Source organism: Sulfurimonas lacustris, from assembly GCF_059705355.1.
Window position 1 is genome coordinate 1,070,933 of record NZ_AP046125.1, and the last position, 14,228, is coordinate 1,085,160.

General features: G+C 38.0%; 10 protein-coding genes. All 10 read left to right on the forward strand.

What is annotated here, in order from left to right; genetic code table 11:
- Positions 1–76 precede the first annotated feature (76 nt).
- The 10 genes from AC6H4V_RS05665 (at position 77) to AC6H4V_RS05710 (ending at position 14,163) form a co-directional block, all read left to right on the forward strand.
- Positions 77–1,654, forward strand: coding sequence for an EAL domain-containing protein (locus AC6H4V_RS05665; RefSeq protein ID WP_497607844.1), 1,578 nt, complete (start codon positions 77–79; stop codon positions 1,652–1,654).
- A complete protein-coding gene (locus tag AC6H4V_RS05670; RefSeq protein WP_497607845.1) occupies positions 1,654–2,397 on the forward strand; it encodes a response regulator transcription factor in 744 nt (247 codons plus the stop codon). The genes AC6H4V_RS05665 and AC6H4V_RS05670 overlap by 1 nt, the downstream gene beginning before the upstream one ends.
- Positions 2,398–2,475: 78 nt before the next feature.
- Positions 2,476–4,725 (forward strand): ATP-binding protein, encoded by a 2,250-nt coding sequence (locus tag AC6H4V_RS05675; RefSeq protein WP_497607846.1) that lies wholly within the window; start codon positions 2,476–2,478, stop codon positions 4,723–4,725.
- The gene (locus tag AC6H4V_RS05680) at positions 4,718–6,391 is read left to right on the forward strand and encodes a PAS domain-containing sensor histidine kinase (RefSeq protein ID WP_497607847.1); all 1,674 of its coding nucleotides are present in this window, start codon (positions 4,718–4,720) and stop codon (positions 6,389–6,391) included. The genes AC6H4V_RS05675 and AC6H4V_RS05680 overlap by 8 nt, the downstream gene beginning before the upstream one ends.
- Positions 6,392–6,505: 114 nt before the next feature.
- Positions 6,506–7,168, forward strand: a complete 663-nt coding sequence (locus AC6H4V_RS05685; protein ID WP_497607848.1) for a TorF family putative porin — start codon at positions 6,506–6,508, stop codon at positions 7,166–7,168.
- A gap of 116 nt (positions 7,169–7,284) precedes the next feature.
- Complete coding sequence (locus tag AC6H4V_RS05690) at positions 7,285–9,186, forward strand: methyl-accepting chemotaxis protein (RefSeq protein WP_497607849.1); 1,902 nt, start codon at positions 7,285–7,287, stop codon at positions 9,184–9,186.
- 93 nt (positions 9,187–9,279) lie between these two features.
- Positions 9,280–9,690 carry a response regulator gene (locus AC6H4V_RS05695; protein WP_497607850.1) on the forward strand — a complete coding sequence of 137 codons (411 nt, stop codon included), beginning with the start codon at positions 9,280–9,282 and terminating at the stop codon, positions 9,688–9,690.
- Positions 9,691–9,704: 14 nt separating this feature from the next.
- Entirely contained in the window at positions 9,705–11,423 is a 1,719-nt protein-coding gene (locus AC6H4V_RS05700) for an EAL domain-containing protein (protein ID WP_497607851.1), read from the forward strand.
- Positions 11,414–12,904 carry an ATP-binding protein gene (locus tag AC6H4V_RS05705; protein WP_497607852.1) on the forward strand — a complete coding sequence of 497 codons (1,491 nt, stop codon included), beginning with the start codon at positions 11,414–11,416 and terminating at the stop codon, positions 12,902–12,904. The genes AC6H4V_RS05700 and AC6H4V_RS05705 overlap by 10 nt, the downstream gene beginning before the upstream one ends.
- Before the next feature lie 2 nt (positions 12,905–12,906).
- Positions 12,907–14,163, forward strand: coding sequence for a response regulator transcription factor (locus tag AC6H4V_RS05710; RefSeq protein WP_497607853.1), 1,257 nt, complete (start codon positions 12,907–12,909; stop codon positions 14,161–14,163).
- Positions 14,164–14,228: the final 65 nt, after the last annotated feature.

Below are 14,228 nucleotides of genomic sequence, written 5' to 3' on the forward strand. Positions count from 1 at the left end.
AGTATATTTAAAGTGGGGTTAAAATTTACTTTAGGGTTTTAAGATAGAATTGTGCAAACTATTTTTGGATGCGCCCGTGAATTTTGAAAACAAGACGTTAGAGATAGAAGATTTTACACTTACCTCTTCACGGGATGTGGATGGTATTTTAGAGCAGTTACGTCGTTTTGAAACAGAGCATCTACTTGTACATATAAGCTCTTTTATGCACAATACAGTTTTAGTCCAAACCCTTAAAAATGAGCTTCATAAGATTTTTGCGCATGCAAAAATTGTTCTGCTCAAACATGAGGACAAAACAAAAACCGTGGTCACTTTGTATGGCATCAAAAAAAAGGTTGATGCGCAAAACATCCAAAGCGAGATACTCCAAGAGCTCTATCTTCAGAGCGTGAAAAAAGATGCAAGTCTAAGCGAATATAGAAACAAACTTTTAAACAGATACTTCACAGACCACCTCACAAACCTCCCAAATCTCTACAAGCTTAGAAGTGATCTTCAAGAGCGTAAAGAGTTTGCTTTTGTCCTCTTTAACATAGACAACTTTCAAACGATTAACAATTTTTATGGCTATATCGTGGGTGATTTTGTCTTAGAGCAGGTGGCAAAATTTTTGCAAGAACATATCTCTAAAGAGCATATTTATAAGCTCTCAGGAGATGAGTTTGCCTATGTCATCGACAAAGAGGTTGGTTTTTATGAACTCAAAGATATACTTGAAGTGCTTCTTGAGAAGGTAAAAAATATCGTAGTGAACTATCAGGGTATCAGTATCTATGTTGATTTGACTATGGCATCCTCCATCAACAAAGAGAATAAAAATATCTTCTCCAATGTCTCTATGGCACTTAAATATGCCAAAGAAAAAGGGGTAAAATACTGGATTTATGAAGATAGGATGAATTTTGAAAACAGCTATGAGCGTAACATCAAGCTCTCCGGTATCGTGCGTGAGGCTGTCGGTGCGCGCTCTCTTGTGCCATATTTTCAGGCGATTGTCGATGTAAAAACATTTGAGATAAAAAAGTATGAGTGCTTGGCAAGGCTCATTGACCAAAATGGAAAAATCCTCTCTCCAACCCTCTTTATCCCCATAGCAAAAAAGATAAAAGTTTATAACACCGTTACAAAAACAATCATAGAGAAATCTTTTGCGGCGTTTGAAGAGAGCGAGTATGAGTTTAGCATCAACCTCTCCATAGAGGACATTATGAGCAGTGAGATTTTTCACTTTATCCTTGAAAAACTTAAAAACTCAAAAGCTTCACATAGAGTGATTTTTGAGCTTTTAGAGTCTGATGCGATAGTGGATTATAAAAAAGTTGACCGCTTTATCTCGGAGGCAAAAAGATACGGCGCTAAAATAGCTATAGATGATTTTGGAAGCGGTTACTCCAACTTTAGCTATCTTGCAAGGGTCAATGTGGACATCATCAAGATAGATGGTTCGCTTATCCAAAACATAGACGTGGACAAAAATACGCTTATAGTTGTAGAGACAATCGTCGCTTTTGCGAAGAAGCTTGGTATCAAAACCGTGGCAGAGTATGTCCACTCAAGTGTCGTTATGGATGTGGTAAAGAGCTTAGGCATAGACTACGCGCAGGGTTTTTACATAGATGAGCCCTCCATCGCTCCAAATAGGATTTTGTGATGTTTGAGACAGATTTGGAGAGTATGAAAGAGCATATCCTTTCTCTACGAAAATACACAAAACATATGCGGATTTTAGTAGTGGAAGATTATGAGGTGTTGCAAAAGAGTCTTGAGAAGATTTTTACCTCTCTTTTTATGGAGGTGCATGTTGCTTCTGATGGAGTTGAGGCACTCCGCCTTTATAGAGAAAAAAGAGCAAAAAATGAGCGTTATGACATCATTTTAAGTGACATCGCCATGCCAAATATGGATGGTGTCTCGCTCACTAAGGAGATAAGGGCGCTTGATAAGGAGCAGATTATCCTTATCTTCTCTGCACATCAAGACTCACAGTATCTTTTAGAGCTTATCAACCTTGAGGTGCGGCGTTTTATCCTTAAGCCTATCTCGCTGAATACTCTTTTAGATGAGATACTTTGGGTTTGCAAAGGTCTTTATGATGCGAAAAATCTCTCTCAAAAAATCTCTTTGCGAGAAAATATTGTTTATGACAAAGATGTAAGAGAACTTTTTATCGATGGAGAAGCGATAAAGCTTACACAGCATGAGCATCTTATTTTGGAGCTTTTTTTATCAAAGTTAAACCAAACGCTCTCTAACGAGGAGGTTATCAACCATCTCTTTCTTCATGGCATCGATATAGAGCTCTCCAACGTTCGCAAAGTTGTCTATAAACTACGTAAAAAACTCGCTAATGACCTTATTGAAAACATCCACTCCATAGGCTATAAAATAAAATAGCCAAAAAAAAGAGGCATCGCGACACTTTCGCGACACTTCCCTGATACAATTTTGGCTTAATACCAAATGGTTGGATACATGAAAAATAAAATATCGCTCAATACGCTTATCTATAAAAGCTACCTTACAAGCACGCTTATCCCTATCTTTACCATCGAAGTGGTGTTGCTTTTGCTCTATTTTGGGGTGACTTACTTTATCACGCAAAAAAGTCAAGAGATACTTCTAAGCGAAGCGACGCAAAACCTCTCCGAGATAGTTGTGCGTGAATCACGCAATATCAACTCACAGTTTGAAGAGGTTTCAAGAGGATTGGAGCTTTTGCGACTGGATCATACGCGTTTTTTTGAGGATGACGTCTGTTCCTTTCCTAACAAAGAAGCTCTCTTTGGGCGTCATGCCAATGGTGCTTTGTATAAAAAAAGAGACAATGGCGGCGCATCTATCTACGCTCCCAATAATTTTGAAATAAATGCAGCACGACAGAGAAAAGTAGAGTGTTCTGAGGCGCTAGACCCTCTTATGAAATCTCTTGTCGATACAAATCCCATCATCACACAAGCGTACATAAATACATACGATAAACTCAACAGACTCTACCCCTTTATGGTTGACGCTGCAGCACAATATGGAGAAGACCTTGATGCAACAAGCTACAACTTTTACTATCTCGCCGATGCAGCACATAATCCACAAAGAAAAAATGTTTGGACATCAGCCTATCTTGATCCAGCGGGGCAGGGGTGGATGATATCTAACATCACGCCTATATATAAGAAAGATTTTTTAGAGGGAGTTACGGGGGTGGATGTAACCATTGACTCCCTCGTGAGCAATGTTCTCTCTCTTGCTATTCCGTGGGAGGGAAGTGCGTTTCTGGTGGATGCGGATGGGATGATTTTGGCGATGCCAAAGAAGATAGAAGAGCTTTTTGCCCTTAAAGAGTTAAAAGCGCATACATACAAGGGGCAAGTTACAACAACCATAGAAAAACCTGAGGAGTACAATATTTTCCGTACAAAAGACACCTCTTTTAAAAGCATTATGGATAGTTTTTTTAACAATTCACAAAAAGTTGCTTTTTTTGAAAAGAAAAATCAAAATTACGTAATGGCTCAAGAAGTTATTCCTGAGACGGGGTGGCGATTGATAGTAGTCGTTGACACCTCTGTTATCTATCAAAAACTTGAAGCTTTTAAAGCGCAGGCACAGCAAATCGGTTACGTGGTTTTAGCATTTATGGCTCTCTTTTATGTTATTTTCTTTTGGTATCTCACGAGAAAATCTAAAAAGGTTGCATCAGTTATCTCTAAACCCATCAATGACCTCTCAGAGCTTACAAGCAACCTTGGGTACAGACCGCAAAACCCTCTCAATGATGAGACAAAGATAGAAGAGATTTATAGTCTCATCCATAACTTCAATATGCTCTCTCAAGAACTTGACACACGAACGCAGGAGTATATCCAAGCGCAAATGCGTGAGAAGATGAAAGAAAAAGATGCGGAGATTGCTTATAGGGCAGGGCTTTTTGAGAGTGCGAGCAGCTATCTGCACAATGTCGGCAACTCGCTTACCATGCTTGATGCCAAACTCCTCTCACTCAGAAGCACGGTTGCATCGCTTAAAAAGAGTGAACTAGGGTTTGACAAATCCATACAGATGATAGATGCGCTCGAAGCAGGGCAGGAGGCAAAAGAGAATCTTCTTGCATTTATGCGTGCCTTTAAAACGGCTCTTAGCGATGAGATAACCGCAGAGATAGTTACAACTTCCGATGAGATAGCAAGTATCAAAGAGCATGCCGTTCAAACCATCCGCCACCAGCAAGATCAGTTTAACGACACCGACAGCACCAAAAGCTTTACGCAAAGGTTCTCGCTCAATGAGATGCTAGAGGATATCATCGAGGATTATCGCATACCGTGTATGCAAAATGGGATAAGAGTGCTTTTTAGGGCAGAGGGTGATTACTCTATCCAAACGGTTAAGTACAGACTTCAAAGCGGCATCATCAATGTTTTTAAAAATGCACTAGAGTCCATCCTTGCATCGGCGCAAAAACAGAGCGGTGTCATAGAGATAACGCTTCATAAAAGAGATGCGAGAGTTGTCATAGAGATCAAAGACAACGGCACGGGTGTGGCTCTGCAGAACACGAACAAGCTTTTTACTTTTGGATTTACCACTAAAGACAATGGCAATGGACTTGGGTTGCACGCCTTCAACAACTTTTTAAACAGCATCCACGCCACCATAACGATGCAAAATAACCCTCAAAACATAGGTGTCACCACCAGCATAATACTAGGAGAGAACGATGTTTAACAACACCATATTTGCACTTGATGATGAGCTTGTCATCTTAGAGCTTTTTAACGATATCTTAACCGATAGAAAAGTCAAACAAGCGAGTTTTTTTAACGCACTTGAAAAAAAAGAGAGTGAAAAAGTCTCTTATGATTTACGTACATTTGCAACGCCTAAACTCTATCTGGAAGGATTAGAGAGTTGGTACGCACAGGGCTATAGAGTGCCGCTCTCCATCTTAGATATGCGCTTGCCGCAAATGCATGGTCTTGAAGTTGCTAAAAAAGCACGTGAGATAGATAAAGAGATGGTTATCATCATCGTTACAGCCTACTCTGACCACACTGTCACAGAGCTTCTTGGACAACTCCAAAGCAATGTTTTTTACCTCCGCAAACCCTTTGGACATGATGAACTTCTTGCTCTTGTGACAACAAGTATGAAAAACTGGAATGCTAAAGCCGACATCGCAACGTTGATGCAAGATATCGCCATCGATGTAACCGAAGATGGAATGTGGGACTGGAACCCCATAACCAATGCAGTCGTTTACTCACCCAAATGGAAACAGATGCTAGGCTATGAAGAGCATGAGATAGCCAACAACCTTGAAGAGTGGTCCAAACGTGTCCATCCTGAAGATATGCAAGAGGTTATGCGAACACTGCAAGAACACCTTGAGCAAAAAAGCGCATACTACATCTCTGAACATCGCCTCTTATGTAAAGACGGTAGCTATAAATGGGTACTTGATAGAGGAAAAGCCTCCTTTGGGCAAAATGGCAAACCCTCACGCGTTGTAGGATTTCATACCGATATCTCCAAAAGAAAAGAGCTTGAAGAGGAGCTTTTCTCTAAAAGTACAAATCTCTCAGAGGAGCTAAAAGAGATACTCTCTAGCCAGACAAAGCTCAAAAGCTCAAACAAGACGCTAGAGCTTCAGCTCAAAGAGGAGATAGAAAAAAGAAGAGAAAAAGAGGAACTTCTACTCCAACACACAAGACAAGCGGCAATGGGGGAGATGATAAGCATGATAGCGCATCAGTGGAGACAACCGCTCACAACCATCGGACTGAGCAGTGACAATATGCTCTTTGATATCGCGCTTGATAATTTAGATGCCCCAAGCCTTGAAGAGAATCTCAAAACTATCAAAAATCAGGTGATGTACCTCTCACGCACCATAGATGACTTTAGAACTTTTTTTATGCCAAACAAGGAAAAAGAGCATGTTTGTGTGCATGATTGTTTAGAAAACACACTGGGTCTCATCGGGAAAAATCTCGAACAAAGCGGTATCGATGTCCGTTTGTCTCTTGAAGATACAACGCCGCTTTTTCTTCATAAAAATGAGCTTGTGCAGGTCTTTTTAAGTATTTTACAAAACGCCAAAGATGTTTTAATGCAAAAAAAGAGAACCGCTCCAACCATCACTATAAAAAGCTTCGAAGATGCACAAAGTGTCACGGTGGTCATCGCCGATAATGGCGGCGGGATTGAAAAAGAGCATCTTTATAAGATATTTGAACCCTACTTCACCACCAAACAAAACCTTAACGGAACAGGACTGGGTCTGTACATGTCTAAAACCATCATCGAAGAGCGTTGCTGTGGCAGTATAAAAGCAAAAAACAGTGGCGATGGAGCAGAGTTTGTTATGACATTTAAGAAGGTGTGCGAGTAGAGCATTTTTTTAAATAGACTTTTACAACCTCTTTTTCCTCTTTTTTACTCCCACCGCGACACTTCCGCGACACTTTTTTACTATGATTTTAAAATTCATACAAAAGGGGTTTAAATGAAAATAATCAATTTAAGTTTAGCAGCGGTGTTATTTGCAACACTGGCAATGGGTAGCCAAGAGAAGTCGCAAGTCAATGTAAGCGGCAATGTTATTCTTGCAAGCAACTATGTGTGGAGAGGGATGACACAAACAAAAGATGACCCTACGGTTCAAGGGACTGTTCTTTTGGGTTATAAAGATTTTTATCTAGGCAGCACTGCTTCAAATACAAGAATAGAGGGTATTGATGCTTCTGTAGAGCTTGATGTGTTTGGCGGTTACACTGCTGAGATGTATGGCATAGGTTATGATGCAGGAGTAGCGTACTATACCTATCCGAGTTCATCTAAAGAGGCTAATTTTGCAGAGGTTTATCTAGGAGTAAGTAAAGATTTTGAAATCGCAAAAATAGGGGCGAAGTTTTATAGAGGTGTAAAAACACATGATGCGCTCGTTTCAAATGCATGGGAGATGAGCTTATCCGTCCCGATGCCGCTAAGCGTCTCTTTTGATGCTCTGTATGGCGATTATTCTGATTATGGAAACTACTACTCTGTAGGATTTGCAAAATCTATCAATGATACAGTGAAATTTACCCTCTCTTATGCGGGGATAAACACAGAAGCAGGCGGTATTGATGAAAACAATATAGTAGCTATGATGAGTGTTAGTTTTTAAATTTTTATCCCAAAAATCAAATTTTTTATTCATTTTCTCTATTTTTCTCATTATCGCGACACTTCCGCGACACTTTTTTCTTATAATTTTTTTGAATTTTAGAAAAAGGGTAGAAAATGTTTAAAAATCTTAGTATTTATAAGAAAATGAACTACTTTATCATTATGGTGAGTACCTTTGTTTTTTTAGCTGCATTGGCAATTTTTTTGGCGATGAGCCATGTAGGTCAAAAGTATGACCATTTACATCACAACTCTATGATGGAGGGTTTGCTTACGCTCAAAATTGAGAAAAACCTCAACTATACAAGTCGTTTGACACGAGATATTATGCTCGGCGGAGACTATGAAAAAAACGCTAAAAAGCTCTCAAGCACTATCAAAGAGATAGAATCTCATTTTAATGAGCTAGAAAAACTTATGGCACATGAGAGTTCGCTTGGGCTTTTGCAAGAAGCAAAAAACTCAACAATGCTTTTTCTTGATAACTCAAAAAAGATGATGGACTCTTTTGATGAAGAGGAGATACTTCGTGAAAAAGAGAAACTTTACAAAAAATACTCTTTGGAACTTACGCCATTTGCAAACGCTTCAAGAGAATCTTTTCAAAAGCTCGTAGAGTTGAAGGCAAAAGAGCTAGACAACGACTCAATGCTTCTTGGAAAAGAGATAAACTTTTTCAAATATGTTGTTTTGGTTGTCGGTGTGATAGTAGGTCTTCTTGTGTTTATACTTGCTGCTGCTATTAGAAAGTCTATTATTTTTGGAATTAATGGATTTACGGAGGTTATCGGGTATGTTGCAAATGGTGATTTTAGTCATAAACAAAACAATGACAACGACAAAGATACCGAACTTGGCATTATGGGAAGGGAGCTTGCTACGCTTATAGGGCATACACAAAAGCTTATTCATGAGATAAACGTTGCCATCACGGATGCTTCTCAAGGTGTTTTTAAGCGTGAGATATCTTCAGAGGGAATGAGTGGCGAATTTGTGGATGCTATACAAAATGTTCGAAAAAGTATAGAGTTTATGAAAATGCAATATGCAAAAGCGCAAAGAGATATTTTCAACTCGCAAATTAGCGTGAAGAGTGTCAATGTTTCCGAATCTCTATCTCTTATCATCGCAGATTTGAAAGCAAATATTGATGATTTGAAAATCATCACATCAGCTACGCAAAAATCTTCAAACACAGCCATGCAGTCCAAAGAGGATATCACAGTAGTTGTGCGAGAACTAAACTCACTCAATGAGCAAGTCAACGCCAATAACGACAGCGTTTTAGAGATAGCGCAACAGGCAAATGAAATCACATCAGTTATTGAGCTTATTAACGATATCGCAGAGCAAACAAATCTCTTGGCACTCAATGCAGCTATCGAGGCAGCGCGTGCAGGTGAGCATGGACGCGGATTTGCTGTTGTTGCAGATGAGGTGCGAAAACTTGCAGAGAGAACGCATCGCGCTACAAGTGAAATTTCGATTTCTATCAAATCTTTGCAGCAAGATATGAATGAGATAAGCGCAAGTTCACAAAGCATGAAGATAACCGTAGAGCGCTCAACAGATAAGATGAATGACTTTGAGGACGCGCTTGTAAAGCTTAGTGAAGACTCCCTCCAAATGGTGAACTACTCTTATGGAATGGAAAATAGCATCTTTATTGTTCTTGCAAAGTTAGAGCATATTCTTTACAAATCACGCGTGTATAACTCCATTATTTCTTTGCAAAAAATGCTTCAAGAACAAAAAACGCATGAATGTGAACTTGGTATTTGGTATGGTGCGGAGGGCAAGAGAAGATTTGCACAAACAGCGGCATATCTTCAAATAGCATCACCGCATGAAATCGTACATAAAAATGCAAACCAAAATTTATCTTACCTTGGCGATGATGCACAAAACGCAACGCTTAAAAATTCTCAAACTATTTTGAGTAATTTTGAACTTATGGAAAATGCATCTCATGAGATGTTCATGTTCTTAGATGCAATGCTTAATGAATCAAAATAGGAAAAAATGATGTTTTTTACGATAATGCTCGCTTTTTTAGCTTTCGCTGCTTTTATAGCAGCGCTATTTGTAAAATCTTAAATGGATATCCCAATGAATAAAAAATATACTATTTTGATAGTTGATGATAATGAAACAAATCTCGTACTTCTTGATGCAATAATCTCTATGCATTTTGAACATCGTGTCATCCAGTTTAAGAGTGCAAAAGAGGCACTCAAAATCATGAAAACTATGGAAGTTGATATCGTGTTATCAGATATTCAAATGCCGGATATGGATGGTTATGAGTTTACCAGAGAGATAAAGAGCAATCCATCGACAAAACATATTCCTGTCTTACTTCTCTCAGCGACAGAAAGAAATGATATTAACCAGATAAAAGCATATCAAGAAGGAGCGATTGGTTTTATAGCTAAACCCATCAATAGCAAGCTCTTGATAGCAAAGCTTGGGAGTTGCCTTAACATCGTTGCTTCACAAAAAGATATAAAAAACAGATAACAAAGGATTAAACATTGGATTTAAGTCTCATAAAGCAGATACGTCACTTTGGAAGCTCGATAACGGTTTTATATGTAGAGGATGAACAAAGTGTTCGTGAGCAGATATACAATATGCTCAAAAAACTTTTTGATGACGTTGATGTTGCCGTAGATGGGCAAGAGGCGTTTGAGATGTACACACAAAAGCAATATGACCTCATTTTCACAGACCTTAGGATGCCACACATGGACGGAATAGAGCTTTGTGAAAAAATCATAGCACGCAACAAAGAGCAAAAAATCATTCTCATCTCTGCTTATAGAGAAGTTGAAGAGATACTCACGCTCATAAATATAGGTATTTCAGGGTTTCTTACAAAGCCCGTAGATATGCAGCAGATGCTTGAGAAGGTGTATATGGTAGTCAAAAATATATATGCCGATAAAATGATGAAGCACCACTACGACGAGATGAAGAAAAAGCTCTTAGAAAATGTGATAACTTCCGATGAGGATTTGCACCATAGAGACACACTCACTTCGCTTCATACCCAAGAATATTTTTTAGAAAATATCAATAACAAATCCACAAAATGGGCAATTTTAGTCAACATTAATGATTTTAAACTCATCAACGACTACTACTCTTTCGCGCACGGTAACCATCTGCTTTTTCAAGTAGCAGAGCTTCTTAAGGCGCAGGCGCTTACTTATTCATACGAGCTCTTTAGACTATCCAACGATGAGTTTGTTCTTCTTAAGAAAGAAGCCCCGACAAACTGTAAAGAGATGGAGAGTGAAGCAAATAGTATTTATGAAGCGCTAGAGAGACAAAAATATACTATTATTGGTGTAGATAACGTCACAATCAGCGTAACTATGGGGGTTGCAAGCAGCCATAATCATCTTTTAGAGTACCTTTATCGGGCATTGACGTATGCAAAAAAACATGGATTACGCTATGCGCTTTATAAAAATATAGAAGATGACAGAGAGAGTGTAAAAAATATCATGGAAGTCAAAGCGCTTTTGAAAAGCAGCATAGAAAACAGTATGATCGTTCCGGTTTATCAACCCATAATGATGCGCGATGGAAGGGTAAAATATGAGGTTTTGATGCGTATTAAAAGTGCAGATAAGGATGAGCTCATTGCGCCTTCTTATTTTCTAGAGATAGCAAAACAGCACAGATACTACAATGAAATATCCAAAATGGTTATTTTTAAAGCGCTTCAAGAGATGCACAGCAACAACGAAATTTTTTCTATCAACTTCTCCTACATCGATATGAAAAACAGAGAGTTTATGGATGAGTTAGAGCAAAAAATCAAAGAAGAGGGTATCGGTTCGCGACTTATTTTTGAGATTATAGAGACGGAACATCTCGATAGCATAGGTGTTGCTTTAGAGTTTATAGAGCGTTTCAGAACTTATGGCATTCAAATCGCTATAGATGATTTTGGAAGTGGCTATTCCAACTTTGCACATATCTTTTGGTTGCATCCTGATTTCATAAAACTTGACGGCTCACTTATACAAGAGATGCTTCAAAAACATGAAGTACACCTTTTTGTAGAAACTATCATTGAGTTTGCGCATAAGCTTAACATCGAAGTTATCGCAGAATTTGTAAGTTCACAAGAGATTTATGATGCGCTGAAACTGCTTGATGTAGATGCTTTCCAAGGCTATTTTATAGGAAAGCCGCAAGAGGTTATCGGAGATGAGAAAAGGTCGGATGCGTGCAAGTAGAAAATGTAAAAAAATATGATCGATTAAAACCACTTACCCTTTTGTATGTCGAAGATAGCAAATTTCTCTCTAAAGTAACGGTGAGTGGAATTTCAACTTATTTTAACAAGATATATGTTGCCTATAATGGACAAGAGGGTTTGGATTTGCTAGTCTCTCATGGAAATGAGATAGATATCGTTATTACTGATTTGGATATGCCTGTAATGGATGGTTTTGAGATGATAAGGCGCATCAGAGGAGGTGGGTGTTTTATGCCCATAATCGTTACAACTGCTTTAAATAACTATCTTGAGAGAGAAAATCTTTTTGAACTTTCCATAGATGCTTTTTTAAAAAAACCAGTAGATACAAACAAGCTCATAGAAAAAATCGACTATGTTGTTGATGCGCTTTTTATCAGAAGAGAGCTGTTTACAAAAAAAACGATGATACATAACGATATCATCTACTGTGAAACTGACCAAAATGGTTGTATTACCTATGTTTCTAACCCTTTTGAGAAGATAAGCGGCTATACAAGAGAAGAACTTTTAGGACAAACGCATGCGCTTTTAAGCTCTCATGAAACACCTCAAGAAACGTATAAGGAGATGTGGAATAACCTTGTAGCCTCTAAGCAGTGGCAGGGGGAGTTTGTCAACAAAAGAAAAGATGGTACGCTCTACACTGTCAACATTATTGTCTCTCCGATGTATCTTAGAAGCAAACTTGGCAACAGACTTGTAGGTTATAGTGCAACAAGCTTAGATATCACACATTATAAGGCTATAGCAAAAGAGCTTCATATAAAATCACGTCAAGCAGCGATGGGTGAGATGGTTGCCATGATAGCGCATCAGTGGCGTCAGCCTATCACCTCTATCGGGATGATTGCAAACAACTTACAGTTTGATTTGATGATGGATGAGTTGGATACAAATGTGCTCAAAGAAAATCTCAAAACCATTGATTCGCACGTGAAGTATCTCTCAAATACCATAAATATTTTTAGAAATTTTCTCAGTGAGAGCAAAAAAGAGGAGAAGGTAATGTTAAAATCCATCATCGATGCAGTGCTTGGAGTAGTGCACGATATCTGTAAAGAAAACGGCATTGCTATTGAAGTGCAGCAGGATTGTTGCGCAATAGAGATACGTACGCTTAAAGATGAACTTATACAAGCACTTATAAACATTGTCACCAATGCACATGAAGCTCTACTTGAACAAAAAGTTTCTCAACCAAAAATATCCATAGAATGCGCACAAGATCAAGATTCTATCACCATTATTATTACTGATAATGCAGGCGGCATACCAGAGGTGCTTTTAACAAAAATATTTACACCCTATTTCTCAACCAAACAAGAGAAAAACGGTACGGGTTTAGGGCTTTATATGACAAAAACTATTATTGAAGAGAATTTAGAAGGCACGCTTAGTGTTTCAAATGACAAAGAGGGAGCTCTTTTTGTCATAAAGCTTCCAAAAAGGAGATAGCGATGAATCAAGAACAGATAAACAAGCTTCGCAAAGTATGCAAAAATATATCTGTACTCTATGTAGAAGATGATAAAAATATATCCATTCAAGTAGAAAGACTGCTTAAGAAGATTTTTTTAGACGTAGAGGTTGAAAAAAATGGATTTTTAGGACTTGCAAATTTCACTCAAAATCGTCAAGATATCGTTATTACCGATATTTCTATGCCTGTAATGGATGGTATAGAGATGGCAAAAGAGATAAAAAATCTCAATAGCGAGCAAAATATTTTGGTGACATCCGCACATAATGACGTAGAATATCTCATAGAACTCATAGAGATAGGCATAGATAGGTTTGTTGCCAAACCCATAGACATCAATAGTTTTTTTGTAAATATCTCAAAAATAGCCGTGGGTATCTATAGAGAAAAAAGAGAAGCATTGATGGAGTATCGCTTGAAAATGCAACAGGATTTGCAAAAAAAAATTTTAGGCAGTGTTGCATTTCCTATGGTCTATTTTGAGGGCGATAAGGTTGTTTACGCAAATAGTAACTTCAGAAAGCATTTTTATACAGAGATAGATGCAAATGACGCCGATAGATTTAGGCTGGGTTATCTTTTTGATGAAAAAAAATTTGTAACGATGAGCAATGCTACCGTACTTGATGAGATAGAAGCAGCAACGAACAAGATATATCTTATCATGGATGTTGGCGAAAAAATTGTAAAAAAGTACAATATTAACATATCCAATTTACAAGAGAAAAATCACCGCCTTGTAGGATTTATCAACTTAGATGATATCAATGTTGAATGTGAAAGATTTAGAACGCAGGTGGACTATTTTCCAAAAAGAGAAGCTTTCTTACGGGCAACGTTAGTGCAAAGAAACAGATCAGAGGAAAACTATCTCGTTTTTTGTGTTGGCTTAAAAAATACAAAAAGATTTATAGATAGATATGGCGGTGTTAAAATGCACACTATCTATACTGAGTTGGCAAGGTATCTCAAAAGAGAGTTTGAAGAGGAGATAGAGAGTAGAATGCTTTTTGTTTTTCTTTTTGAGACAAACAGATATATATTTTTGGCAGATAAAAAAATCGGTAAGGCAGTTGAAAAAAAATTAGAGGCTTTTGGAAAAAAATATAGTTACGAATACGGAAGCAGACTTGCTCTTGAGTTGAATTATTTAAAAGAAGAGATAGCACACGCAACACCAACCACAGATGTTTCGGAAAATACAGAGGGGATGCTCTACACGTTTGATGATTAAGAGTAGATTTAAGAACAAAGCAACTTAATTTATACTAAAATAGCCAGCAAAATGAATTATAAAAA

What these genes read in the sequence shown, in the direction of transcription:
- AC6H4V_RS05670 (WP_497607845.1), top strand. Translation starts at nt 1,654, where the DNA reads ATGTTTGAGACAGATTTGGAGAGTATGAAAGAGCATATCCTTTCTCTA.
- AC6H4V_RS05675 (WP_497607846.1), top strand. Translation starts at nt 2,476, where the DNA reads ATGAAAAATAAAATATCGCTCAATACGCTTATCTATAAAAGCTACCTT.
- AC6H4V_RS05680 (WP_497607847.1), top strand. Translation starts at nt 4,718, where the DNA reads ATGTTTAACAACACCATATTTGCACTTGATGATGAGCTTGTCATCTTA.
- AC6H4V_RS05685 (WP_497607848.1), top strand. Translation starts at nt 6,506, where the DNA reads ATGAAAATAATCAATTTAAGTTTAGCAGCGGTGTTATTTGCAACACTG.
- AC6H4V_RS05690 (WP_497607849.1), top strand. Translation starts at nt 7,285, where the DNA reads ATGTTTAAAAATCTTAGTATTTATAAGAAAATGAACTACTTTATCATT.
- AC6H4V_RS05695 (WP_497607850.1), top strand. Translation starts at nt 9,280, where the DNA reads ATGAATAAAAAATATACTATTTTGATAGTTGATGATAATGAAACAAAT.
- AC6H4V_RS05710 (WP_497607853.1), top strand. Translation starts at nt 12,907, where the DNA reads ATGAATCAAGAACAGATAAACAAGCTTCGCAAAGTATGCAAAAATATA.